Consider the following 26,250-nt stretch of genomic DNA (forward strand, 5'->3'; position numbering starts at 1 on the left):
ATGAGGAGCCAAAAAAAGCACGACAAACAAGCGCGGGCTTTCCTTCCTCCTGCGACTTGTCTAACGTGCTTTTTACTATAGGTGCAATAACTCTACAGCGCTGCACATACCTATAACCCATCCACGTACTTCTTATGGGGATACAGGCTGCTCCTGTGGCGCTCTCTGTACCAACGCTTTGCCCAGGAACTGCCGTGTCCGTTCTTCCTTCGGATTGGTGAAAAACTGCTCCACGGGTCCCTGCTCCACGATCACGCCATGCTCCATTAGTACAACCCGATCCGCTACATCTCTCGCAAAACCAAGCTCATGCGTGACAATAATCATCGTATTGCCTTCACTCGCCACCTTTTGAATGACGGACAGTACTTCATCCACCAGTTCAGGATCAAGTGAGGATGTCGGTTCATCGAACAACAACACCTGTGGATTTAGTGCTAAAGCACGGGCAATCGCAACTCGCTGCTGCTGTCCACCCGAAAGCTGGGCAGGATAATAGGTCATACGATCCTTTAACCCGACCTTTTCCAGAATGCCTTCACTGATCTCTCTCGCCTGCTTACGATCCAGCTTTTTCACACTGGTCAGGCCAATCATCACATTGTGGAGTGCATTCAAATTTTTAAACAACTGATATTGCTGAAATACCATTGCCGTTGCCATCCGTAGTCCGAGAATGTCCTTTTTTCCCGCCTTGGCGGCATCGACCTTTACACCGTCAATTTCAATAACACCACTGGTCGGCTGTTCCAAAAAATTAATGCTGCGCAGCAGCGTGGACTTCCCCGATCCGCTTGGGCCCAGGATCACTACGACTTCTCCCTTGCCTACCGTCAGGTCTATGCCCTTCAACACGTGATGCTGTCCAAAATGCTTATGAATTTGATGAAGTTGAATCATACCCTTACTCACTTCTTTCGTAAATTCGAATACGCTTCTCCAGCACGACAAGCCCGCGCTCAATAATAATGCACACCAACCAGTAAATCAGAGACACCGCAACATATACCTCAAAAAAAGCCAACGCTCGCGCGCCCATAATTTTAGCCTGTCCCATCATATCGACGACACCGATCATAAAAATAAAAGACGTATCCTTCACCGTACTGATCAGCGTGTTTCCCAAATTGGGCAAAGCGACCGTCAACGCCTGTGGCAATACAATTTTGAGCATAATTTGTGTTTGGCTCATACCGATGGAATTAGCAGCCTCAAATTGTCCCCGGTCGACTGAATGAATCGCCGCCCGGAACGTCTCCGACAAATATCCCCCGAGGTTCAATGAAAATGAGAGCAACGCAAACAGCTCGGGCGGAATGACATAGACATTGAATTGCTGTAAAAATCCATATTCGCTCTGGAAATAATACAGAAACTTGGGTATTCCGTAATATACGAGAAACAGCTGCACAATGAGCGGTGTTCCCCGAATGTACGAGACATACAACGTAGACAATGGCGCCAAGACAGGCACCTTGTATATCCGGATTAAGGCCGTAGCTAACCCTATGATCCCCCCCAGCAGCATGGACACAAACGCAATCCATAAGGTCACGGGGAGATACTCGACGATCTGGGGAAGGCTTTTCAGCATATAATCAAGATCAAACAGCTTTTCCATAGGAACCCCACTTTACCCTTTACATTGTTATTACTGAGGAATAAATTCTCCACCTGTCCACTGTTCAGACAATTTTTTCAGTGTTCCGTCCGCTTTCAGCTCTTTAATAATCGGGTCGATTTTAGCTTTCAGCTCTTCGCCCTGCTTATCCTTTTTGAACACCAGGTTGATGTTATCGCTTTGCACCGGCTCACCCACAGCTTCCACCTGCAAGCCTTCCTTCTTGATTGTTGCCGCCGCCATAACCGGATCATTCACATAAGCGTCCACTCGGCCATTTTGCACGTCTTGAAGGTTATCGGACGAAGTACCTGTATCATTGTATTTCAAAATAATTTTATTTCCGTTCTCCGCATTATACTGTTCCAACAACTGTGTGTAGGAGTCGCCTACCGAGGCCGCTACCTTCTTGCCCTCCAAATCCTTGAGGGAATGAATATCCGTTCTACCCTTTTTCACAATAATAACCGACTGAGCCGAGAAATAGGACTCATCCGAGAACAAATACTTCTTCTCACGTTCAGGATTTTTGGCAACTTCATCGGCGATCATCTGAACTTTATTTGAATCTAGTGCAAGGAATATCGCATCCCAGCCCGAAGGTACAAATTCAATCTTATAGCCGTCCAGCTTCTTGTCGATCTCCTTGACTACTTCCACATCGTATCCAGTCAGCTCGTTTTTATCATTCGTAAAAGCAAACGGTGGGTAGTCATTTTGTGTGCCGACATAGATTACCTTATCCCCCGATGCCGCATCCTTCGAGGAACATCCACTCAAGGCACCCGTTAATAACACAAGAGATAGGCCAATCGCTGCTACCAAAGCAGATTTCTTCATATTATGACATCCCCTTTTTAATATCCAAGTAATTTACTATGATTTTATATTATAACGGGTTATTCAAATAATACAACAAGTAAATTTCATATTGATTATTTAGCTATATGTTGCACAAAAAAAGGACCCTTGCGGGTCCAATGTCATCCATGAAGCGGAAAACGCTCTGCTGGATGTTCCGGCAAAATGGACGAGATCAACCGTCGTACAGCCGGATGAGCAGATTCAAAAATCTGATCCTTCTCATCACAGCGCTCGATCAGTCTCCCCTGTTCCATCACAGCAATGCCATCGCAGACAGCATAAGCTGCCCGAATATCATGCGTGATGAACAGATATGACAATCCAAACGAAGATTTCAGTTCTCCCAGCAGGGATAAAATGTGCATCTGGTGAACCATATCGAGGCTACTGACGGACTCATCCAGCACGATCAGCTTTGGTTTGAGCGCAATCGCCCGTGCAATATTGATCCGCTGCAATTGTCCGCCACTGAACTGATGCGGATATTTAATCCGATCCTCTGGCTTGAGGCCGACCCGTTCCAGTAGGCTTTCGACCGTTCTTTTTTGTTCCTGCACCGATAACCGTTCGTAATTGTCCAATGGCTCCCCAATAATCTGCCCGGCGGTCATTCGGGGGTTTACAGCAGAGTAGCAGTCCTGAAATACGACCTGCATATCCCGTCGCATTCCCCTGCGGACTTGGGGGCTCGCATTATAAATGTCCTGTCCCTGGAACAGCACCTGACCCTCCTGCGGCTTCTCCAGCCCCAGAATAACCTTGCCCAGCGTGCTTTTACCGACTCCACTGGTTCCAAGTAAGCCTAGGCAAAACCCACTCTCTATAGTAAGTGAAACGTTAGCCAACACAGGGGGGCGTGGTTCAGAACGGCCCAGCCATTTGCGCCTTCCATAGCTATGAGTTACTTTCTTCACTTGTAGCATACGCATTCGCTCCCCTTTTGAAAGTGTAACTGTCGAACAGGCGACTAACCACCTACCTGATTCATGCCCCGAATGGACAACTTGGGTCTGATATGCAGCAGCATTTTCGTATATTCATCCTGCGGGTGATCGAACAACTGATGGACCTCAGCCTGCTCAACAATACGACCCTGCTGCATGACAGCCACTTCATCCGCCAATTGGGAAATGACGCCCAGATCATGCGAGATCAGCAAAATGGACGTATTGTATTCCGTACGCAAGCGATCCAGCTCTCTTAGCACCTGTAGCTGATTGACCACATCAAGCGCCGTCGTTGGTTCATCCGCAATAACCACTGCTGGCCGCAGGCACATCGAAATGGCGATCATGACCCGTTGCAACATCCCGCCGCTCAACTGAAACGAATACCGCTTCATCAGCTTGGCTGGATCGGGCAGATTCATATTTTCCAGAGCCGTTATGGCAAGTTCATGGGCCTGTCGTTTGGTTAATCCGGTGTGCGTGCGGACCGTTTCCATAAACTGAGCTCCGATCGTATACACTGGCGTAAAGGCGCTCATCGGATTTTGCATAATAAACGCGATTTCCTTGCCCCGAATACGCCGCATTTCCTCGGCCGCCATTCCGTTCAGTTCACGCCCATTCAGACGGACACTACCTTCCACATCCATCGTCTGGCGATCCAGCAATTGGAGCAACGCTTTACAAGTCACTGTTTTACCGCTTCCACTCTCGCCGACAAGACCCAATACCTGTCCCTTTTTCAGCTCAAAATGAGTTGGCTCCAGCAGAGATACCGCCCCGGCATCGGTTTTGAGCTTCACCTGTAAGCCGCTGACCTCCAGCACCTTCGCCCTGTCGTCCATCGTTGTAACTCACTCCCATTTTACTGACGTTTGGCAATTCCGTATCGGTCGGACAGCGCCTCCCCCAATATATTGAAGGCCATCACCACCACCAGAATCATAACCCCCGGATAGATCATTAATTCCGGATGACTGCGGATGTATCCCGTTCCTTCATGAATCATGGCTCCCCATTCGGGGGTCGGCGGCTGAATGCCTAGACCAAGGAACGACAACGCGGAAATATCCATGATCGCCCAGCCCATTTCCAGCGTACCAATGACCACAATCGGCCGCAGCACATTCGGAATAATATGCCGCCGGATAATGGCCCCTGAGGAGGACCCGCTAATCCTTGCAGCAGCTATAAAATTCCGTTCTTTCAGACTGACGACCATATTGCGGCACATTCTGGCATAATACACCCACTGCACCATCATCAAGGCAAGCAGCACCTGCATGAGGCCCGGCCCAAAAATACCGACAATGCCCAGCACAAGCACCAAATTCGGAAACGCCATAATGCCCTCGCAAAACCGCATCAGCACACTATCGACCCAGCCGCCCACATAACCTGCTAGCGACCCGACCACAACGCCGATACTAAGCGAGGACAGGAAAATTAATGTCGCAAAGCCGAGGGAAATCCGCGCTCCATACAGCAACCGGGATAAATTGCATCGACCCAAATGATCGGTCCCCAGCCAGTATTCTTTCGAAGGTCCCTCCAGCTTGTGCAGTAAATTGACTTTAACCGGATCATGGGGAGCCAGCCAAGGAGCTAGCGCCATAATGATAAAAAGAGCAACCAGTACGACAGAGCAGACCACGATTACCTTTTGACTTTTGAACATTATACGCAACCTTATCATCACTGCTCTGCTCGTCCCTTCGATGAAATTCGGGGGTCCATATACAAATGCACCAGATCAACAAGCAAATTGCATACGATGAACAGGCATGCCGCCAAAAACACATAGCATTGTATGACGGGAATATCCCGGTTAAAAATCGCTTCCACAAAATAACGGCCAAACCCGGGCCATGAAAACACCTGCTCCACAATAATTGTTCCGGTCAGAAGCTTGCCCAGATTCATACCCAGACTTGTAATCAGTGGAGCAATGGCAATTTTCAGTACATGCTTGAGCATGATCACCCGCTCATGAATCCCTCTAGTTCTGGCATACTGCACATACGTTTCCTGAAGCTGCTCCAACACACTGGAACGCAGCAGGCGCGTATATAAAGCAATCAGAACCAGCGACAGGGTCACCGTGGGCAACACCAGATGCTGCCACGTTCCTCGCCCCTCTACAGGGAGCCAATCCAATCGGACAGAGAAAAAGAAGATTAACAAATATCCCAGCCAAAACTGGGGTATAGATGCGCCAAAATATGAAATTCCTCGACTAAGCATGTCGATCCATCCATTTTTACGCATCGCCGCCAGCACGCCCAGTGGAATACTCACCACAATAGATAGCACCATACTGCTCACAGCCAATTCAAAAGTGGCGGGCAGCCGAACCTTGACCTCATCCCACACCGGCTTGTTGGTCAGATACGAAGTACCAAAGTCCAATTGACTGATTCTTTGAAGTGTATGCATATACTGCGTCAGCAAAGGCTGATCCAGCCCGAACTCATGTCTTTTCTGCTCCAGAATCTCTGGAGTAGGATAAATATGAGCAGCCGTCAAATAAGCCTCGGCCGGATCAACTGGTGAAATATGAATCAGTGCAAAGGTAACGAGGGTGGCAAAGAGAACAATAGGAATGACCGCTACCATTCGCTTCCCGATATAGCTGATCATGAGTTGTCCTCCTATCCTGTAAACTACCGTTACCTACCGGCTTCAGCTACTTTCCGATTTCAATTCCCTCAAACGGATTTTCATCCCGATTAGCGGGGAATACAAAGTTTGTAATCTTTTTCTGGTACACTGCCGTTTTCTTAATATACGAAATAGGCACAATGGCAGATTGCTCCTGAAGCGTCTTCAGAATCGAAGCATACAGCTCTTGGCGCTTGGTTTCATCTGTCGATGAGAGCGCTTCGTGTACTTGCTGATCCAGGTCTTTCTTCATCGGAAGGGCACTCAGCACCTCGGAAATTCCGAAGCTCTTCTTGGCAATGACATTAATAAAGGAATGCGGATCATAAGGCGCACCATAGTTGTACCAGAAGTACAGATCAAACTGGTTGGATCTAAGGCGCTTAATTTGAACCGTCAGTTCCAGTCCGGTCAGGTTCACTTTGACACCCAGTTCTCCCCATTCAGCCTGAATGGTTTCAGCCATCGCCTTTTGGATCGGATCGGTTTTATCGAAAATCAGCTCAAAATCTAGCTGTTGTCCGTCTTTTTCCCGTACTGTACCGCCTGCGGGCAGCTTCCAGCCAGCCTCATCCAGCAACGATTTGGATTTTTCCACATCATAGCCAACAGGCTGTAAGTTTACATTCGTATACGGATAGTTTTTGGATAAAACCGTATCCGCTGTTTCCTCCAGCCCCGAGGTTACACCTTCCACCATTGCCTGCTTGTTAAAGCCATGCTGGAGTGCCAGACGTACCCGAAGGTCTGCTAGCTTGGGATTGGATGAGTTGAGTAACAGGCTTCTTGTACCGACAGGCTCGGACAGCGTGGTAACATACTGATTCGTGTCGCGAAGCTGTTTGAAAGCATCCAGACTAATGACACCCTCTCCATAAATCAGATCCAAGTCGCCTTTTTCAAAGGCCATTACACGGGTTTCGCCATCGGGAATGATTTTTACCGTAATTTTATCCACCTTTGGTGCAGTGCCCCAATAATTTGGATTACGCTTAAAGGTTGCATATTCATCTTGCTTGTATTCATCCAGCATCCAAGGTCCTGTACCTACAGGTTTCTTGATTCCTTTGGACGTATCTCCATCATCCGGGAACCCGGCTTCACCCAGAAAACGGAACGGGCGAACGACAGACAAATCCTGAAGCACTGGATAGTATGGCTCTTTGAGCGTCATTCGGAAGGTGCTGTCATCTACAGCTTCAGTTTTGTCGAGAACGCCTACTATACCAAGCCAACTATGCGTTTTCTCATTTTTCATAATAGCGTCAAAGTTCTTTTTGACAATGGCTGCATTAAATAGCGTTCCATCCGAAAATTTCACGCCTTTGCGCAGCTTAAACGTATATATCTTGCCGTCCTTGGAAATGGTCCAGGATTCAGCCAAAGCAGGCTCCAGCTTGCCTCCTTGCTTATAGCTGACTAACGGCTCATAAACCATGGATTGTGCAAAAAGTTGGGAAGGATTGTATACGTGAGGATTCATCGTACCAATGTCACGCGGCCACGATAGCGTGATCGACTTTTCATTGGCAGCTCCCTCAGTAGAGGTGGATGCAGGTGTGTTCTCCTGCTTCGCGCAGCCCAAAACAACGGATAATAAGAGGAGCGCCACCAACATAAGGGTGGCAGTCTTGCGGTGTCGAACGGACATCAATGTATTTCCCCTTTTCTATATATGTGATAATGATTATCATAATCATATTTAGAATAGGTACCACGTGCTATTTTGTCAACAACATTCGACAAGCCATCCTCTTATTTATTTTAAATTTGTAGAATATTAAATTTATGGCTTAATTCGCCAACGTCTGAAACAGAGCACGTGTGTACTCATGCTGTAACAAGTCTTCATCCCATTCCTTAAATATTTCCACGATCTCCCCCTGAACCATGACGGCAACGCGGTCACAAAACTGACGAGTAGATTGGAGATCGTGAGTGATGAATAGGTAGGACAACTCACGTTCCTGCTGCATTCTCTTAAGCATGCCCAGCACGGAAAGCTGCGTTGTCGTATCCAGATTGGAGATCGATTCATCGAACAAGATAATATCGGGCTCCACCGCCAACGCTCGGGCAATACATACCCGCTGTTTTTGCCCGCCACTCAGCTGTGCTGGGTATTTTTCCAGACTGTCAGCCTCCAATCCTACCGATTCCAATAGGGACAGACAAATATCCAGCGCCTGCGCTTTTCGCTCAGGAAAATAGTTGTGGATCGGCTCCTCCAAAATATCTCGTATGGTCATGCGAGGATGGAGCGAGGAAGACGAATCCTGTGCGACCAGTTGGATTCGTTTGTACAGATGGATATCCTTCATCCTTCCGGTGTGAATGGGCTGGTCATCCAGCCAAATCTCTCCTGAGGTCAACGACTCCAGCCCTAGAATACATTGTGCCAGCGTGCTTTTGCCACTTCCACTTTCTCCAACCAGTCCGAGACATTCCCCCTGTTGTAACTCCAGACTCACCTTTTTCACGGCCTGCTCGCTATCTTGCGTGCTGAACCAACCTTTTCTCCGTTTGCGGATAGGGTATGCTTTGGTCACATTCTTCAATTCCAGCATCACTGGTGCATCCTTCCTTCCGGGCTCATCTCCAACACTCGATCTGCTATGCGGCTCATCCCCTGGCGATCATGTGAAATCAACAATATGGTGAGATCAAAGTCTTCTCTCAATTGTTGCAACAATACCAGAACCTTATCGCGGTTGATAACATCCAACGCCGTAGTAGGCTCATCGGCAATAAAGAGGCTTGGACCGGAGCTTAACATTGCAGCCAGCAGCACCCTTTGACACATGCCTCCGCTTAGTTCAAAAGGATATGACGACAAAATATGCTCAGGATTTGCAAACCCAACCTTGCGGAGCAGAGAGCGCAAATAGGCCTCCCGCACTGGAGTAGCGCCTCCTCTGGCTATCTCCGTGGCACGGCTCAGCATCTGCCGCATCCGTGGCAGCACACCCAGCGGGTGGACTTGCTGCGGTGCAGTGTGGGATGGGTCAGCATCAGCGTGCCCCGGCTCCAACTGGTCGTGCGGCATCCGACGCCGCCCGTGCAGTCTAAGCGTATCCGTCAGCTGGGCGCGGACGGTCCGGATCGGATTCAACCCGCTCAGCGATTGTTGAATGAGCAGGGCAATATCCTCTCGGCGCAGCCTTTGCCAGCGCCGTTCCTGGAACGGGAGAATGTCTTCCCCGTTATAGTAGATACGCCCTTGCGTAACACCGATACCTGACTCCAGCATCCCTGCGATTGCGTGTGCGGTCAGGCTCTTGCCGCATCCGCTCGGTCCGGTCAGGGCCACAATCTCCCCTGAATATATGGAAAAGCTCACATCACGCAGCAGTGGTTTGCTCCTGCTTCCGCTTGCTCCTACGCCTGTACGGCAGATTTCCAAATGTTCCACGTGTAACAACGGTTTTCGCTCTGCCACTTGCTCTATCGTATCCTTGCACCCAAGGGCTGTTTGATCCTCCACTATTTGGCCGCCCCCTTTTCCGAAAAGCGGTCGCCCAAAAGCTGGCAGGCAAGTACGAACAGCATAATCGCCAAGCCCGGGAAAATCATGACATGCGGAGCCACCTGAAAATACGAGGTTGCATCATGCAGCATCACGCCCCACTCTGGCTTGGGCGGCTGTACACCCAGTCCAAGAAAGGACAGCCCAGCGATCATCAGCACCACGCGTCCGATATCCCATACCGCATAAACCAACAACTGCGGCAACGCTTGTGGCAATACATAACGTCTCAGTATACGTACGTGTGAATTGCCGGATAAACGGGCATATCGAACGTAGTCCTCCTGACAGGCTTTTTGAACCAGACTACGGATATACCGGACATAGCCCGCCCACCGTACCGCAATAATCGCAAGGGTCATGTTAACAAAACCTGGACCCAAAATGCCCACAATCGCCACCGTTAAAATAATATCTGGAAAAGCCAATACGCCATCGATTCCCCGCATGATCACCTGATCTACACGTCCGCGCACATAACCAATGAGCAACCCTATAGGCAGACTGAAGCACAGCGTAGCTACAGTAATTGCACATGCGATTAGCACGCTCGTCCGAATCCCGTAAATTAGCCGGGATAGCACATCCCGGCCCAGATGATCCGTACCGAAAGGATATTTCCGGCTGGGTGGTGCCAGACGGTTCAAAAGGTCCACTTGAAGAGGATCATGAGGAGCGACCCATGGAGCCAATAACCCAAGCAGCACGATCAGGCCAAACAGTACGCCTCCTACCAGCAGGCTCCCTTGAAAGGAAAGCCGTATCTTTTTCATTTTCAGCTTCCCCCTTAACGCAAACGCAGCCTCGGATCTATCGCCGTCTGGACCACATCCACCAAACACTGAACTCCTACAATTAAAAATACGGCGAAAATAACATACCCCTGAATCACCGGATAATCTCGCTGTGTAATTGCATCTATAAAATACTTGCCCAACCCCGGCCATGAAAAAATGGTCTCTACGATGACATTACCTGCCAGCATAAATGATAGATTGGTACCTAGCAGTGTAATTATAGGCAGAACCGCATGCTTAAATATCTCAAAAAACAGGATATGCATACGGGAAAAGCCTCGAGCCTTCGCTGCTTTCACAAAATTCCGGTCACCCAGCTCCAGCATTTGAGCACGTAGTACACGGGCTTGCACAGCTCCCAAACCTGCGCCAAGAGTCAGCGCTGGGAGCACTAAATGTGTCCAATCCTCCCTTCCCATGGATGGGAGCCAGCCCAAGCGAACGGAGAATAGATAGATCAACAGAAACCCAAGCCAAAAAGAGGGGATCGACGATCCCAGCAGGGCAAACAGCCTGCCCAGGCGATCCAGTGGACCGCTGATTTTTAGCGAGGCAGCCAGCCCCAACCCCAGCGTAAGCACCGTCATGACGGCAAAGCCCGCAGCAGCTAGCTCTACAGTAGCAGGCAGTCTGTTCCACAGTTCGGCTAGCACGGATTCCTTGGATACATACGAGGTGCCCCAATGCCCTGTGAACACATCCCGCAGCCAGTTCACATATTGAACATGAAACGGTTCGTTTAAGCCCAGTTCCTGCCGTAGCGTCGTCAACGCTTCCTCAGAGGCAGGGACATTATGCGCGGTGAGCAAAATGGTAGCAGGGTCTCCAGGAGCCAGGCGCATCAGTACAAAAGTCAGCGTGGATACAACGAATACAATGATGAGCAGCTGCGCCACACGTTCCAGTATAAAACGAATCATAGGATACGCCGCTCGTTATTCCGCAATATCGGATTGCGCTGTAATGTAGTAATACTCGATCGGATGGGGTGTAAAACCCTCTACCCCTTTTTTCACACCAAACACATTGTCAGGATGCACAATGAACGACTGTGGCAAATCCGTATTGATGATATCCAGCGCTTGTAGTGTCACGGCATTACGCTGCGCTGTATCCTTCGCCAGCTTCAAGCTGTTAAGAATACTCTCTAGCGGTTTGGAACTATAACGGCTTACATTGGCTTCGCTTTTCGAAGAATAAAACATGTCCATAAAATATTGCGGCTCTCCTGTATGAGCAGTAAGCATACTGTACATAGCAAAATCCCAATCGTTTTTGGTCAACGCCTCGTCGATATTTTCCACCTTGCGAATCTTGACCTGGATTCCCTCTTTTAGCAATTGGCTTTGGATGACCTCAGCCATAACAGAGAGTTCCGGACGCTGAGGAAAAGTCAGCAGCGTAACCTCGAACGGCTTGCCTTGCTTAGTCCATGTCCCTTGGGCGTCCTTCTGCCAGCCATCCTTCGTTAACAGCTGATCCGCCGTTCCGTCCAGCGCTTTACGCTCAACTTTACCGAAGGGAAGAATGCTCGGGAACGGACTGCTTGCTTCCGTACCGAAGCCCCTCATGACGGCGCTCACAATCGATGTGCGTGGAATCAGGCTGTCCACCACCTTACGGTTCGCCGCATCCTTGAATACTGGGGATTCCATATTGTACACGAGCATATGGGTGCGCAAGGAGGGAGCCGACAGCACTTGTAGCTTGTCGTTCTTTTTCAGTACCTCTGCGTTATCAACTGGAATATCCGTCGCTACGTCCACCTCGCCGGATTGCAGCGCCATCAGGCGCGAATTCCCGTCCGTAATGAACTTCATTGTCGCCTCAGCCAATCGGGCCTTCTCGCCCCAGTATCCGTCATAACGCTCTACGACCAAGGATTGGTCCTTGCTGAACGCTTTAATTTTAAAGGCGCCTGTCATCGCTGGGTAACTCTGCTCATCTTTCATCGATGCCACATCCAGTACAATCGTCGATGGATCAGCTAGATTGGACACCAACGCCGCATTCGGCTGGTTTGTCGTGATCTTTAAGGCCAGCGGGCCGCTTACATCAATGGACTTCACATTCAGTAAATCCTTCGCCAGATGGCTTTTCTCGATAGAGCGTAGCAAAGATGCTTTTACACTTGCTGCATCCATACTCTTTCCATTATGAAAAGTGACTTTATCCTTCAAGCTGAACGTCCAAACTGTAGGACTATCCTGCTTCCACTCCTTTGCCAGCCAAGCCACAGGCTCCAGCTTTTCATTCAAACGTACCAGTGTCTCACCTGCACCGGATCGCATCACATCCCAGCTATTATCTCCGTGCGGGTCAACACCTGACGGTTTCCATGTATACGCCATTACCAGCTTTTTACCTGTCGCTGTTTGTTGTGCTGACGCGTTCTCATCTTTGCCGGAGCTATTCGACGTCTTATTGCTAGTACATCCCGAAAGAGCCATAACTGCCAGTAACAGCATCACCCCTGTACATATCAACCATGAGCGCCTGCTATGATTGCTAATCATTCGATGAATCCCCCTCTATCTTGTAAAATCATATAAACCTAATGCAAAACGCGAAAAAAGCATTCCGGACCACTTGATCAGCAGTCAGAAATGCTTTCATTATAAAATGTCAAAACACACCTCGAAGCCAACTCCAAAAACATAGAAGGGATCAGATCGGTTTCAGACATTCCGTATGCAGCACGCCTAACCACCTCCCCAGCATCCCGTGGGTCTGACAGTGATGTCAAAACAGGCAGGTCTCCTGACTCCAGGCGTATCTTTCAGGCCTTCCCGGTTCTTCACAGTTCCAGTGGCTGTTCTGAAAGCTCCAGCAGTATCCTGCTGATGCCTGTATACAGTGGCGGGCCCGTGTCGGAATCAACCGAACTTCCCTTTTAAGTGAACACGCTCAACAACTATCCACATGGTCTTAACAAAACCCCGTACATAGAGTCGTCCGGCTCACACCTGTTTTCTTCCTTTATTTCTTTCCATTACGATCTTATTTTGTTGTCACGGGCTTGTCAATAAATGCTGCACAATAGTTTAAATTTGAACGATAAGGAAGAAACAAGACATAACCTTCAATTGCGTGCACGCAATTGAAGTGTTAAAATTAGGTATAGAGTAAACCACCGTGTCCGTATACTAAAAAGAGCCTTCGCCGCGCCAACGGCAAAGACTCTTAGGACTTGAAAGGCTGTGGATCACCACCACGGCGCGCTGCACAACTAAATGTTAATGCAAACGAAACCCACCGTTAGGCGCCTAACCTAATTACGCGGTGGGTTTTCGCTTGTTCCGAAATTTCCGACGTAGCCAGCGATAAAGTTTACGAATACTAAACACCAGGCTTAGTAAAGTAACCATCCAACGCAACACACCGTAGCACGACACAAGGTTGACCATCGGCTTCACCCCCTTTCGGGAAGCTGCACCGTGGTCCGAAAACATCCACCACTATTCAAAATCCATAATTTAGATTATATCATGCCTCTTCCTACCACTCTAGCAAATTCTTCTAGCGTATAAACTGGAAAACACACCAAATTAGAGCTACCCATTTCATCCCGCAGCTTCATCTATATGTCCCCAGACGGCAAGGGTATCTACTATCTGGATAACCCCATGCCAAAAAGCCGGAAAAGAGGCATACGTCCTCTCTCCGGCTATCTTTATTTATTCCTAATCATCAAACCTTCTGTGGAACCTCCTGAACCGTCACGCTTTTGACCGATTCGCCCTGTTTTCTCGTCAAAACGATGTTCAAGACAATCGCTGTAATCGAGCCCGAAACGATACCATTTTGCAGCAGCATTTTAGCAAAGCTCGGCAGCTGGTCGAACATTTGTGGCAGAACGGCAGAGCCTAGGCCCACGGCAATACTGCATGCTGCGATCAGCAGATTGCTTTCCTTCCGCAGATCCACTTCTGACAAAATAGACATGCCTGATGCAGCGACCGAGCCAAACATGACGATCATCGCCCCGCCCAGCACAGCGTTAGGAATCACTGTCGTTAAGGCAGCCAGCTTAGGCAGCAAACCGAGAACAACCATGATCCCGCCCGCAGCAAAAATAACGTTCCGCGATTTGACGCGTGTGAGTGAGATCAGACCCACATTTTGCGAGAAAGCTGTATAAGGAAACGCATTAAAAATCCCCCCGAGCATAATCGCAAGTCCTTCGGAACGCAGACCATTGACGATCTGCTTCTGCTCCACCTTCTGATCAATCGCCTTGCCTACTGCCAGATACACGCCTGTAGACTCAACCATACTGACAATATTGACGATAATCATCGTACAAACTGCCATCATGCTAAACTCTGGCTTACCAAAATAAAACGGCTGCGCAACACTCACCCATGAGGCCTCCGCCACAGGGGCAAAATGCACCATTCCCATTGCATAAGCAACCACCGTACCCGCGAACAGACCAATAAGCACGGAAATCGAGCGCAAGAAGCCTTTTGCCAACCGATTCACAAGCAGGATAACCAGTAGTGTAACTAACGCCAACAGCAAATTCCGTGGCTGTCCAAAGTCCGAACTGCCCTGGCCCCCTGCTACATTGTTCATCGCCACCGGAATAAGAGATAGACCGATAATCGTAACGACCGAACCCGTAACGACCGTCGGGAAAAAGCGTAGCAGCTTGCCATACAACGGTGCCGCTAATACCACAAATATACCGGACAAAATGATAGCACCGTACGCTGTCGCTAAATTTGAGGTCGAAGCAATCGCGATAATGGGCCCTACTGCCGTAAATGTACAGCCTAAAATGACAGGCAGTCTACTACCGAAAAAGCGTGTCCCCATAATCTGTAATAACGTAGCAATCCCGCAAGTGAACAGATCGGCAGCCACCAAATAAGCCATCTGGGCTGGTGTCAGGTGCAATGCTCCCCCTACAATTAGAGGTACAGCAATTGCTCCAGCGTACATCGCCATGACATGCTGGAAGCCCAGCGCGAATAACTTTTGTTTACTTAGCATCCCACATTCTCCTTAACGGGAGGAATCACCGCGCCAGCTTCCTCTATAAAATGAACCTCGCCTGGTGCCATGGAAGCGATACGCGCAAGAGAACGGACGGCAATGCCTCTTTGCTCCAACAGTCCACGGCCTTCCTGGAAGCTTTTCTCAATTACACAGCCAACCCCGGCCAGCTCCGCTCCTGCTTCCTTCACAATATCCGTAAGTCCAACCAAGGCTGCGCCAGTAGCCAGAAAATCATCTACGATCAGCACATGGTCGCTGGCATCGAGATATTTTTGAGAAATGCTCACCTGATAGCTTTCCTGCCGAGTGAACGAATGAACCTCTGCGAAGTATACCTGCTCATTCAGCGTGATTGCCTTCTTTTTCTTCGCATAAATGAACGGGACCCCCAAGGCAATAGCAGTAGCCATAGCAAATTGAATACCACTAGCTTCAATTGTAAGCACCTTGGTGATCGGAGCACTGCCGAAAAGGCGTGCAAACTCCTTACCAATCTCCAAAGCTAATGCTGTATCTACCTGATGATTCAAAAATGAATCTACCTTTAATACGGTGTCAGATAAAATTTGTCCTTCTTGACGAATACGTTCCTCCAAAGCTTTCATTATGCGAGTATCGCTCCTTCTGTACTTTAAAATAGTATAAAACCTGCCAAAACCAAAAAAGGACAGGCTCCCTTGAGTTGTTTCTCAAGTGAAGCCTGTCCTTGGGGTTGTCATCCCTGACGGATTGGCGCACAAATAAATGCCCGCATTCATCCAAAGCCGATGCGCTATCACTCATAGTCGGACGATTACAGTGGTCATCCGGTAGAAACTTTTGGGCCATATCCCCAATATTATACGAGTCATATGAAATTGATATCTTGTATACTACACCCTCTGGCGGGCGGTTTCAAGACTATTTTTCATACAGACAGCGGCATTTGGAGAACCTTCCACAATTGGAATATCGTAAAATCACATCGACCTTTGTTCAAGGTATATATATTGTGAGGACTTTGCAAAATCCTGATTGTAGAAAACAGATGTAAAAAACAAAAATGCATACAAAACAACACTTAATTTTAATTATAATTTTAGAAAACAAAAATAAAACCACAAATACTACTTCCGTTTCTGTTGACTACAAAGAAAAACGGAAGTAGTATGGGGTTAGTTAAAAAAACAAAAGGCAGACTTTCAGGCTGTCCGTATTTTATCCATGCAAGGAGATTGGATATGAATAATTATCTTGCTGTTGATATTGGAGCTTCAAGCGGAAGGCTCGTAAGTGCAACTCTGCAAGGTGACCAGCTACGCTTGCAAGAGCTTCACCGTTTCAACAACTCCTTTACCGAAAAGGATGGACACGATTACTGGAATATCGACGAACTATTGAATGAGATTATTCAGGGCTTGCAAAAAGCTAAACAAAAAGGGATTCATTCCTGTACGCTCGGCATTGATACATGGGCTGTAGATTACGTGCTGCTTGATCAGAAAGGTAACCGCATTCATGAGGTATACGCTTACCGGGATGCACGTACCCTCCATGCACCCGATAGGCTGCATCAGCTCATCAGTCGAGAGGCTGTGTATGAGAAAACAGGCATTCAGGAATTAAACTTTAATACCCTGTATCAACTGTTCGTCCATGATCGGGAACAGCTTGCCCAGGCGGATAAAATATTGATGGTCCCCGATTATCTGTACTATCGCCTGACAGGCATCATGATCAATGAAATGACGAATGCGTCCACGATGCAGCTTCTCAACGTGAACTCCCGAGAGTTTGATGAAGACCTGCTCTCCCTGCTCCAACTGCGACGCAATCAGTTTTCAGAGCTTGCCGAGCCTGGACGGGTTCTGGGTTCTCTTTTGCCGGAGCTTGTTCAAAAATACGATCTTCCAGACTGTCAGATCATTCTTGCGCCGACTCACGATACTGCATCGGCTGTTGCAGGTGTTCCGTCACAGCGGGAAGAACCTTGGGCTTATATTAGCAGCGGAACGTGGTCACTACTGGGAATGGAACGATCCGAAGCCTTGAATACCAAGGCAGCCATGCAGGCGAACTACACGAATGAGTGGGGCGCTTACGGTACGTACCGTTTTCTAAAAAATATTATGGGATTATGGATGATTCAGGAGGTTAGGAGAGAGGGCGGTTCCGCACATAGCTTTGCCGAATTGGCCGAACTGGCTTCAGCAGAGGCACCGTTTGTCAGTCTCGTCCTCTGTAACCAGTCATCCTTTTTAAACCCGGATAGTATGACCATTGAAATCCAGCGATTCTGTGAAGAAACAGGCCAGCCCATCCCCAGGACGCCGGGTTCACTCGCCCGCTGTATTTTTGACAGTCTGGCCTTAAGCTACCGCGATGCCTTACACGAACTGCAATGTTTAACAGACGAAACAATTACCAGATTGCACATTGTCGGCGGAGGCGCTAACAACGAATTACTATGTCAGCTAACCGCCGATCTCTTGGGAATTGAGGTTCAGGCAGGTCCTTCCGAATCTACGGCCATCGGCAATATTGTCGTGCAATTAATTAGCTCTGGTGTTCTTGAGGATCTCAAAACTGCTGGCCGAACCATCGCCCGCTCCTTTCCGACTCGGCTATATGAGCCACAATCGGTGGAAGGCATGCAAGAACTTTTGGATCGCTGGGAGCACCTTAAGATACAAGCAACATCCTCTATTCACATATCTCAATAAAGGAGTAAAGCCATGAACGAAGCTATTGAAGCCAGTTATAACGAAGCGAAAAAGCTTTATACCCGCCACGGTATTCAAGTTGACGATATTTTACAGAAGCTTTCACAAATCAAAATATCACTGCACTGCTGGCAGGGTGATGATGTTCAGGGATTTCTGTTCAAAGACAAACAGCTTAGCGGGGGGATTGCCGTAACGGGCAGCTACCCGGGCAGAGCAGGCACGCCGCATGAGTTGCGTCAGGATTTAGAAAAAGCTCTATCACTCATTCCGGGTAAACACAAGGTCAATTTGCACGCAATCTATGCGGACACCACAGAACAAGTGGATCTGGATCAACTGGAGCCACGCCATTTTCAGAACTGGGTAGACTGGGCTAAGCAGCAAGGGCTTGGGCTTGATTTTAATCCAACGCTGTTCTCCCATCCCAAAGCGGAAGACGGCTTCACACTGAGCCATAAGGATTCTGAAATTCGTGATTTCTGGATCACACACTGCAAAAAATCACGCAGGATTGCAGAGCATTTTGGCAAAGAACTCGGTCAGCCCTGTGTCACAAACCACTGGATGCCGGATGGCTATAAAGATACTCCGGTTGATCGGTTGGCTCCAAGAGAACGTCTGCGTGATGCTTTGGACGAAATTTTCAGCGAGAAAATCAGTGAAGAATACAACATCGATGCGGTTGAAAGCAAGCTGTTTGGCATCGGCTCGGAAAGCTATGTCGTGGGCTCCCATGAATTTTATATGGGTTACGCCCTGACACGCGGTAAATCTATCTGTCTCGACGCTGGTCACTTCCATCCAACCGAAGTCATTTCGAACAAACTGTCCTCTTTGCTGATGTTCACCGATCAATTATTGCTCCATGTCAGCAGACCGGTTCGCTGGGACAGTGATCATGTCGTGACAATGGACGACGAATTGCTGGACATTGCCCGTGAGCTGGTTCGCGGTGAATTGCTTTCCCGAACCCATATCGGTCTTGATTTCTTTGATGGAAGTATCAATCATGTAGCAGCATGGGTCATCGGAACACGCAACACGATCAAAGCGCTGCTTCGCGCTATGCTCGAACCGATTGAAGCATTAAAGCAGGCGGAAGAGGAACGGGACTTTACCACTCGTCTTGCTCTGGTCGAAGAGTTTAAATCGTATCCGTTTGGTGCCATATGGGATTACTATTGCGCTCAAAACGGCGTTCCTGTTCGTGAGGAATGGCTGGCCGAAGTTAAAAATTATGAACAACAGGTACTGCTGAAACGTTAACTACTGTACTGATAATGCTTATATTCATATCATCCAAAAGGGAGAGATTATCCATGACTACTGTACTGGAGAATCAAAAAGAACGAAAATCGGGACTGGATATCCCATTTGTTCGCGAGATGGCGGAAATTACACAAAACATGTGGAAATTCGGCTGGGATGAACGCAATGGAGGTAATGTAAGCTATATTCTGGATGAAGCTGAGGTTGCAAAATATATAGATATTCATCAGGTCATTCGGACGATTAAACCTGCTTTCCCGGTGAATGAACTGGCTGGTAAATATTTTATCGTCACCGGATCAGGGAAATATTTCAAAAACGTAATTGCAGATCCAGAAGCTAACTTAGGAGTCCTTCGTGTCTCCCAGGATGGCGAGCAATTGGAAGTCTTGTGGGGCCTCAAACATGGCGCAGTGCCTACCAGTGAGTTGCCTTCCCATTTTATGAGCCACATTGAGCGTTTGAAGGTCGATCCTAACCATCGTGTTGTGATTCATAATCATGCCACCCATGTTATTGCCATGACCTTCATTCATAGTCTGGACGAAAACCAATTCACCAAAACGCTGTGGGAAATGTGTACTGAATGTATTGTCGTCTTCCCAGACGGTATCGGTGTAATCCCTTGGATGGTACCAGGTTCCAGCGAAATCGGCCGCGAAACGGCAAAAAAAATGAAGGATCATCACGCTGTATTATGGCCTCATCATGGCATTTTCGGAACGGGCAGCTCCATTGATGAAGCATTTGGCCTGATTGAAACGATTGAAAAGGCGGCTCAAATTTATATGCTCATTGCTCACCATAATATTCAGCAACGGATTACAGATCAGGAATTGGCCGATCTGGCCAAAGCCTTCAACGTTACTCCAAAAGAAGGAATCCTGAACGTATAAATATAGACTAATCTCCATCTCATAATATAGAACTTAAAAGGCTCCAAGGCTCGTCTCAACCGGCCATGGAGCCCTTGGCATACCTAGTTTTAATTACATAACCCTTAATTCCAATGAATTAACTTGTAATTATGCTTTCCTTTATATACAATAAAATCAAAATTCCCTTATCTCCACCAAAGGAGAGGTGACAAGTTATGAAAAGAGCAAAAAATGAAGATCACTTCGACATCGTGGAAGACCATTATTTCACAGCCACCGAACTGGAAAAATCCAGCGCCGTTTGGCCTGTCAGACTAGGTATGGATATTTCGAAAACAAGCTGCCATGTCGGTCCCAAGGCTGTTCCTTATTTTTATTTGATATTTGTACTTGAAGGTCAGGCTGAGTTTATTTATAAGCAACAAAAGTACCGCGTCCAAAAGTCTGATTTATTCTGTTTTTTTCCGCATCTTGCCCATGAATATTACACCGATCAGGAGCACCCGTTGCAAAAGGTATGGATTGCCTTTGAGGGACCCAAGTCCCTCGCATTGCTGGAGCGGATCGGAATTAATCCCTCTACGCCATTTATGGCTAACGCAGTGAGCGAGGAAATCCTCAGACTTATCTCCAACCTGTTTTCCATCGTACAGGACAACAGCAGACAGGGCAGCGATCTGGCCCGCTTGATTACACTGCATCAGATCTTCGAGGAGTTATCCCGCAACACATCTGACGTGCTGCGCAACTTTGTATGCTCTGATTATTGGCTCCAGCAGGGGAAAGACTACATTGAGATGCATTATTGTGACCGTGTTACGATTGAACAAATTGCCGAGCATGTAGGTGTGGATCGTGCGCATTTTTCACGTAAATTCCATTCCACCTTCCTCATCTCTCCCGCCAAGTATTTGCAAAACCTCAAGATTAACGAAGCCAAAAGATTACTGGAGCAGACGACTTACAATTTGTCGATCATAGCCCAGTCCATCGGCTATACCGATATGTCCACCTTTTCCAAGGCATTTAAGAAAACAGCAGGGATTCCACCGCGTGAGTATCGCTTCCGACATCAGTCCCGGCAAGAGATTCGTACCGTCAACGCTTAGTCGGAATCCAGTAACGTTAAAGAGAGCCGCCGTATACGGTGTCTCTCTTTTTATGACCTGATCCTAATTCCCACTTGGTTCTGAGCCCTTTCAACGCTATAATAGGCATCAAACCAACAGGAAAGGTACGTGAAATCCATGCTGCGATTCAATGCGATACGTACGGGCTATCTGCTGGGCATCTCACTGATACTGGCCGCAATTATTTATTTTTTCGCCTCCAATTGGGGTGGACTGGATCGGACATTCAAGATTGTACTTGCTGCTGCGCTTATTGTTCTGTTCTACGGCTTGTCTTTTGTATTTGCACGGATACGTGCTGTTCCCGGTCAACAAGCTTTTCTGTCTAATATGTTTTTGGTGGCTGGCTGTATAGCCTTTGGCGTTTCCGTGGCATTGCTCGGTCAAATTTACAATTCCCATGCGGACAGCTACGGATTGTTTTTCATTTGGTCGGTGCCGGCTCTACTGCTTAGCTGGATTACTCGCTACAATCCTTTTTATATGCTGTCTTATGTACTAATTCATCTTGGTTTGTGGCTTTATTTTTACCCTACGATGCAAAGTGTGCCTTATAGCGAGCTGGAATCGTTGTCCATTGCCGGAATGTTCGCAATAGTCAATCTGCTGCTATTTTTATTGACGTTCCTCCATCGTATACATTCTGCTCCACTACAATATATGAGCTTTACGGTTTTCCATATAGCTATGTTAGCGATGACCAATTCCTTTGCATTTGATGGGTATGGCATGGTCATGAATATACCGTATATCGCTGTGATTGCTTTAGGATTTTATATATTTATCAAGGTGCGGCTGAATAAAACGCTACTGACCTTGAATGCATTGGCACTTTCGGCGTTTGCTGTCTTTAAATTTATAGAGCTCGCTGAGGCGTACTCCTCATCTCTATTTTTTGTTTTTGGTTTGATTTTTGTGGCGTTGCTGCTGACGGGTAACGTGTGGTTTTTCCGCTATTTGAATCGTTTGGGAAAAACACTGCCGGATTCAGGGACAACGGATACTAGTACATCAAAGACTGAGACGATCGTCCAAGAGGAACATGGCAGTGAATGGATTAGCAAAACCGTATCCCGTGTGATCAAAGTGGTTGGAGTGCTGATCGGCAGTATATCTCTCATCGGATTGATTATGATTAGCACGAATGTAAACCACACCGAATATGTACTGTTGGTTGTGTCGTTGCTGCTTATGATTTTGATGATTGTCATACCGGAATCCAAGCTGGATTCGGTAATACGTTATACACTGCTGACCATCAGCTATATTACAGGCTTGGCGGCCATTCTATGGTCAGATCAGTCGCTGCTTTCGGTATTATTTCTGATCGTTTCCATCGCTGGATGGTTTCGCTCCAAGGGGAAAAGGCAGTTGTTTTTTGCCTACACCTTTGTAAACCTGAATCTGGCGACCATTTTATTTCAGCAGTATCAGGAGTGGGATGGTTGGAACTGGACCTATAAGTTCATCATCTTCTCTCTTTTCATCGTCAATGCGGTGTTATATGGGGTAAGTTACTTTATATCCAAGACGGAGTTAAAAGAACATCTGCGGAATAGCTCATTATTTTTCAGCTTGCTGTTCCTGTTTTGGGCGACGTTTTTCGAGGATGTCGTTCCACACTCTTATATGTTCATTAACATTTTTTATTTTGTTATCGTTACCGGGATGGTCTTTGCCTTTGCCCGTCTGAAACAAAAATCGGAGACCATCATGAGCGTTGTCTTCTGGTTTATTTTTATCGGCTTCAAATACTATGATTTATTGTGGACGCTACTGTATAAATCTTTTACGCTGGCGCTACTGGGGATCATTGCGCTCGGAATTACCTGGTGGGCGGATCGGCGAATGGCCCATAGCGGCAAAGCAGCATTCGATACCGACCACCGCAGCTTTAGCTTCATGCGCTTAAGCCCGTTACTCATCGCCATTGTCATCGTGCTACAGCTGGGGATCATCGGCTATCAGACGGCGAGAAGTGAAACCCTGCTCGCCACAGGGGCTTCCATTAAGCTCAAACTGGCTCCTGTAGACCCGCGCTCCCTACTGCAAGGCGATTATGTGGCACTGAATTACGACATATCTACCCCGCCTTCCAAGCCCCTTCTTCAGGAGGAGGAATGGAGCCGAGGCAAGGTCAAAGTCGTTCTCACACCTGATAGCCAAGGAGTATACGTCGCGGATCGCCTATATCAAGATGGTGAAAAACTTGCCAGTCATGAGGTCATTCTAAATGGACAATGGTATGGTTCTCGTATTCTGTACGGTATTGAGAATTATTTCATCCCTGAGGGAACCGGACGTACTGTAGAACAGAACGCACATTTTGCCCATATTCGGGTGAGCCGCAATGGGGACGCGCTGCTGGAACGTTTGGCAGAAAGCTGACCGGATCGGCGAAGGTAGTAAACAAAGCAGGCTGAACCAAGCCCCTCCGTTACTGGAGCACAACTTGGTTCAGCCTGCTTGTTTTTTTTCGGACCATCGTTTATCTCCGTTTATACATCTCTCGTCCATGATGCTATTTCCTCAATATCCAGCGGCTGAGTCCGGCAACAACCGCCAATCAGACGAGCTCCCGCTTCATACCATTGGCGGGCACTTTGTCCGAATGTCTCTGTACAAGTGCTGCCATGCCATGTCTTGGTGACCGGGTCATATTCCTCCCCCAGATTGGGATATACCACCACCGGCTTATCTGTGTGGCTGCGTATTTCGTGAATAAGCGATGGAACGAATTTCGGCAAAGTGCAATTGATTCCTACGGCCGCCACTTGCTCATGCCCATTCAGCCACTCAGCACATGCAGCGGCAGACTCACCATTGCTGATATGCTGTCCATCCTTTGCGCTAAAGCTGATCCAGGCGTACGTGCCAGGAAATTCCTTCAGCAATCGGACGATGGCCTTCGCTTCAACCAGACAGGGTATCGTTTCACAAGCTAAAATATCTGCACCCGCCTCGATCAGAGCTTTCATACGTGGCCTGTGAAACTCCACTAGCTGTTCCTCGCTCAGCTTGTAATCGCCACGATACTCTGATCCATCTGCCAAAAACGCCCCGTAAGGGCCTACAGAAGCCGCGACTAGCGGCTTGGGACGATGTCGCTGACTTGCAGTAGCCATCACGTCAGCCCAAAACTCATCGCGTGCCTGCACAGCAATCCGCACCGATGATTGAATCAACTCCAGCGCCTCATTTTCGCTTAGGCCTCGTTTAACATAGCCTTCAACGGTAGCCTGATAGCTCGCAGTAATCGCACAGTCTGCCCCAGCCTCAAAATAATCTCTATGCACACGCTTGATCGACTCCGGATGCTCATGGAGGATTTTAGCTGACCATAAGCTATCGTTTAGATCATGTCCATGACGCTCCAGCTCGGTCGCCATGGCGCCGTCCAGCACGATCAGCTGAAATTCGTCCAGTATATGTTGTATCGGATTCATGTGGCCCTCCTGCTCGTCTTTTCTATTTAACCCACTAATCAAGTGGGTTTTAATGATTTACATTATAGCACGAATGTTGATGAGCACTCACAAAGCCAAGAAATAATCATTCCGTGAAGACGTCCCCTTTCGTTTCATTTGCCATCTGATGTAATGTATAAATTTTTTAAATTAGTTTCATAAGTTAAATTAATTAGATATTGTTCTTTTTTTCACAAAGTCATTTTACTATAAAAGTGCAAACCAACACTTTGGCCAAAAGATCAGGGAATTGCATCGTCACATTCTGCATCGTCATTTATGTGAAAAAAGGTACAAGAGAGGGTTTTATCTATGTCTTTACTAGAAATGATTACAGCGACCTTAACAGATAACAAAATTGTCAGTTCTATCGCTTCCACCGTTTTTATTATCCTTCTTGGTTTCTTTTGCCGGAAGAAGGGGATTTTTAACGCAGCAGTAGGAAAGATGTTATCCAAGGTTGTTCTAACCGTGGCTCTACCAGCACTAGCCTTTAATTCTTTCATGCAGGATATTAATCCTACAATGTTAAAACAAGGCATGAATGTTTTAATATGGGGAGTTCTAATTTATATTATTCTCATCTTTATTTCTAAACCGTTCTTCCTGAGCTACAACAAGGATAAACAGGATGTTTTGCGGGTGTTAACCATTTTCGGTTCTACTACTTTTTTCGGAATTCCAATTGTCGGAGCCATTTACGGTCCTACCGGAGTGATGTACAGTTCCATTTTTAACATAGGGTACCGCATTTTCTTATACTCCTATGGCTATATCAAAATGAGCGGCTTAAAAATGGAGCTTAAAAATCTCAAAACCATGTTTTTGAATCCCATCGTTATCGCCACGTTTCTAGGCTTGTTTGTTTGGTTGTTTCAAGGTTATTTGCCACAGATGAGTGTAGCTACAGAGGATGGGGCCATTCAGCAGTTCGCCTTTCTAAGAATTGATCAAACCGCTGTCTGGCTGTTCAAGCCCATGACCTACCTAGCTGGACTAGCTTCTCCATTAGCCTGGTTATCGATTGGCTCGACATTAGGGGAGATCAGCTTCAAGTCGGCAGCTACTGATAAGACCTCTTGGTATTACAGCATAGTTAAGGTTTGGCTTGTACCTATTGTTAACATCGTCTTGCTGGCTTTGTTGACTGTATCTCATATTCTGTCAGTCGATTCAGTCGCTTTAGCTACTATTGTCATCATGATGGCTACTCCTACAGCTACCGTAGCCGCAGCCTATGCCATCAGTTTTGATAAGGAAGCCATATTGACCTCCAATGCATCGCTTCTATCAACTATTACTTCTGTCGTCATGATTCCAGTGTGGATCGTTACGCTCAATGTCATTGATAAAATTGGAATTTTCTAAATCAGGGGGAAAA

At 47.5% G+C, this 26,250-nt stretch carries 22 protein-coding genes and 2 riboswitches; of the genes, 6 read left to right on the forward strand and 16 right to left on the reverse strand.

The annotated features are described in order from the left end of the window. Nucleotides 1–132: 132 nt before the first annotated feature. The 15 genes from MHI21_RS24805 to MHI21_RS24875 all read right to left on the reverse strand — a co-directional run bounded on the left by MHI21_RS24805 (nt 133) and on the right by MHI21_RS24875 (nt 16,025). On the reverse strand, nt 133–900 hold the full coding sequence (locus tag MHI21_RS24805; RefSeq protein WP_029518797.1) for an amino acid ABC transporter ATP-binding protein: 768 nt from the start codon (nt 898–900) through the stop codon (nt 133–135). Nucleotides 901–904: 4 nt separating this feature from the next. Continuing rightward, nucleotides 905–1,621: an amino acid ABC transporter permease gene (locus MHI21_RS24810; RefSeq protein ID WP_013312615.1), complete on the reverse strand. Its 717-nt coding sequence runs from the start codon at nt 1,619–1,621 to the stop codon at nt 905–907. 30 nt (nt 1,622–1,651) lie between these two features. Further along, nucleotides 1,652–2,461, reverse strand: a complete 810-nt coding sequence (locus MHI21_RS24815; protein WP_039271912.1) for a transporter substrate-binding domain-containing protein — start codon at nt 2,459–2,461, stop codon at nt 1,652–1,654. Nucleotides 2,462–2,604: 143 nt separating this feature from the next. Then, nucleotides 2,605–3,414 carry a nickel import ATP-binding protein NikE gene (gene nikE / locus MHI21_RS24820; RefSeq protein WP_342419080.1) on the reverse strand — a complete coding sequence of 270 codons (810 nt, stop codon included), beginning with the start codon at nt 3,412–3,414 and terminating at the stop codon, nt 2,605–2,607. Between the two features lie 38 nt (nt 3,415–3,452). Next, nucleotides 3,453–4,277: an ABC transporter ATP-binding protein gene (locus MHI21_RS24825; protein WP_342419081.1), complete on the reverse strand. Its 825-nt coding sequence runs from the start codon at nt 4,275–4,277 to the stop codon at nt 3,453–3,455. A 20-nt stretch (nt 4,278–4,297) separates the two neighbouring features. Further along, nucleotides 4,298–5,128 carry a nickel ABC transporter permease subunit NikC gene (nikC, locus tag MHI21_RS24830; RefSeq protein ID WP_342420246.1) on the reverse strand — a complete coding sequence of 277 codons (831 nt, stop codon included), beginning with the start codon at nt 5,126–5,128 and terminating at the stop codon, nt 4,298–4,300. Beyond that, the gene (gene nikB / locus MHI21_RS24835) at nt 5,128–6,072 is read right to left on the reverse strand and encodes a nickel ABC transporter permease subunit NikB (RefSeq protein ID WP_339201157.1); all 945 of its coding nucleotides are present in this window, start codon (nt 6,070–6,072) and stop codon (nt 5,128–5,130) included. The genes nikC (MHI21_RS24830) and nikB (MHI21_RS24835) overlap by 1 nt, the downstream gene beginning before the upstream one ends. 46 nt (nt 6,073–6,118) lie before the next feature. After that, nucleotides 6,119–7,744, reverse strand: coding sequence for a nickel ABC transporter substrate-binding protein (gene nikA, locus MHI21_RS24840; protein WP_342419082.1), 1,626 nt, complete (start codon nt 7,742–7,744; stop codon nt 6,119–6,121). Nucleotides 7,745–7,886: 142 nt separating this feature from the next. Then, nucleotides 7,887–8,663, reverse strand: coding sequence for a dipeptide/oligopeptide/nickel ABC transporter ATP-binding protein (locus MHI21_RS24845; RefSeq protein WP_342419083.1), 777 nt, complete (start codon nt 8,661–8,663; stop codon nt 7,887–7,889). Continuing rightward, nucleotides 8,660–9,577, reverse strand: coding sequence for an ATP-binding cassette domain-containing protein (locus MHI21_RS24850; protein WP_342419084.1), 918 nt, complete (start codon nt 9,575–9,577; stop codon nt 8,660–8,662). The genes MHI21_RS24845 and MHI21_RS24850 overlap by 4 nt, the downstream gene beginning before the upstream one ends. After that, a complete protein-coding gene (nikC, locus tag MHI21_RS24855) occupies nt 9,577–10,392 on the reverse strand; it encodes a nickel transporter permease (RefSeq protein ID WP_342419085.1) in 816 nt (271 codons plus the stop codon). Before nikC (MHI21_RS24855) ends, MHI21_RS24850 begins: the two co-directional genes overlap by 1 nt. Nucleotides 10,393–10,406: 14 nt before the next feature. Beyond that, complete coding sequence (gene nikB / locus MHI21_RS24860) at nt 10,407–11,336, reverse strand: nickel ABC transporter permease (RefSeq protein WP_342419086.1); 930 nt, start codon at nt 11,334–11,336, stop codon at nt 10,407–10,409. Nucleotides 11,337–11,351: 15 nt separating this feature from the next. Further along, complete coding sequence (locus tag MHI21_RS24865) at nt 11,352–12,932, reverse strand: ABC transporter substrate-binding protein (protein ID WP_342419087.1); 1,581 nt, start codon at nt 12,930–12,932, stop codon at nt 11,352–11,354. A 216-nt stretch (nt 12,933–13,148) separates the two neighbouring features. Further along, nucleotides 13,149–13,353: riboswitch (cobalamin riboswitch) on the reverse strand. Nucleotides 13,354–14,106: 753 nt separating this feature from the next. Next, nucleotides 14,107–15,414 (reverse strand): nucleobase:cation symporter-2 family protein, encoded by a 1,308-nt coding sequence (locus tag MHI21_RS24870; protein ID WP_165178129.1) that lies wholly within the window; start codon nt 15,412–15,414, stop codon nt 14,107–14,109. Then, complete coding sequence (locus MHI21_RS24875; protein WP_342419088.1) at nt 15,408–16,025, reverse strand: xanthine phosphoribosyltransferase; 618 nt, start codon at nt 16,023–16,025, stop codon at nt 15,408–15,410. Before MHI21_RS24875 ends, MHI21_RS24870 begins: the two co-directional genes overlap by 7 nt. Nucleotides 16,026–16,182: 157 nt before the next feature. Beyond that, a riboswitch (purine riboswitch) is annotated at nt 16,183–16,286 on the reverse strand. A 354-nt stretch (nt 16,287–16,640) separates the two neighbouring features. Between MHI21_RS24875 and rhaB the strand changes: the two genes are divergently transcribed. The 5 genes from rhaB to MHI21_RS24900 all read left to right on the forward strand — a co-directional run bounded on the left by rhaB (nt 16,641) and on the right by MHI21_RS24900 (nt 23,790). Next, the gene (gene rhaB / locus MHI21_RS24880) at nt 16,641–18,122 is read left to right on the forward strand and encodes a rhamnulokinase (RefSeq protein ID WP_342419089.1); all 1,482 of its coding nucleotides are present in this window, start codon (nt 16,641–16,643) and stop codon (nt 18,120–18,122) included. A gap of 12 nt (nt 18,123–18,134) precedes the next feature. Further along, complete coding sequence (gene rhaA, locus MHI21_RS24885; RefSeq protein WP_342419090.1) at nt 18,135–19,391, forward strand: L-rhamnose isomerase; 1,257 nt, start codon at nt 18,135–18,137, stop codon at nt 19,389–19,391. A gap of 53 nt (nt 19,392–19,444) precedes the next feature. Further along, nucleotides 19,445–20,290, forward strand: coding sequence for a rhamnulose-1-phosphate aldolase (gene rhaD, locus MHI21_RS24890; protein WP_342419091.1), 846 nt, complete (start codon nt 19,445–19,447; stop codon nt 20,288–20,290). Between the two features lie 197 nt (nt 20,291–20,487). Beyond that, nucleotides 20,488–21,381 (forward strand): AraC family transcriptional regulator, encoded by an 894-nt coding sequence (locus MHI21_RS24895; RefSeq protein ID WP_342419092.1) that lies wholly within the window; start codon nt 20,488–20,490, stop codon nt 21,379–21,381. A 138-nt stretch (nt 21,382–21,519) separates the two neighbouring features. Next, entirely contained in the window at nt 21,520–23,790 is a 2,271-nt protein-coding gene (locus MHI21_RS24900; RefSeq protein WP_342420247.1) for a GDYXXLXY domain-containing protein, read from the forward strand. A gap of 110 nt (nt 23,791–23,900) precedes the next feature. Here the strand turns inward: MHI21_RS24900 and mmuM are convergent, their stop codons facing one another. Beyond that, the gene (gene mmuM / locus MHI21_RS24905; RefSeq protein ID WP_342419093.1) at nt 23,901–24,848 is read right to left on the reverse strand and encodes a homocysteine S-methyltransferase; all 948 of its coding nucleotides are present in this window, start codon (nt 24,846–24,848) and stop codon (nt 23,901–23,903) included. Nucleotides 24,849–25,181: 333 nt separating this feature from the next. On the opposite strand from mmuM, the gene MHI21_RS24910 reads away from it, so the two are divergent. Then, nucleotides 25,182–26,237 (forward strand): AEC family transporter, encoded by a 1,056-nt coding sequence (locus MHI21_RS24910; protein WP_069290688.1) that lies wholly within the window; start codon nt 25,182–25,184, stop codon nt 26,235–26,237. Nucleotides 26,238–26,250: the final 13 nt, after the last annotated feature.

Origin of the sequence: Paenibacillus sp. FSL H8-0168 (assembly GCF_038592955.1) — a bacterium.
Classification (GTDB): domain Bacteria; phylum Bacillota; class Bacilli; order Paenibacillales; family Paenibacillaceae; genus Paenibacillus; species Paenibacillus polymyxa_B.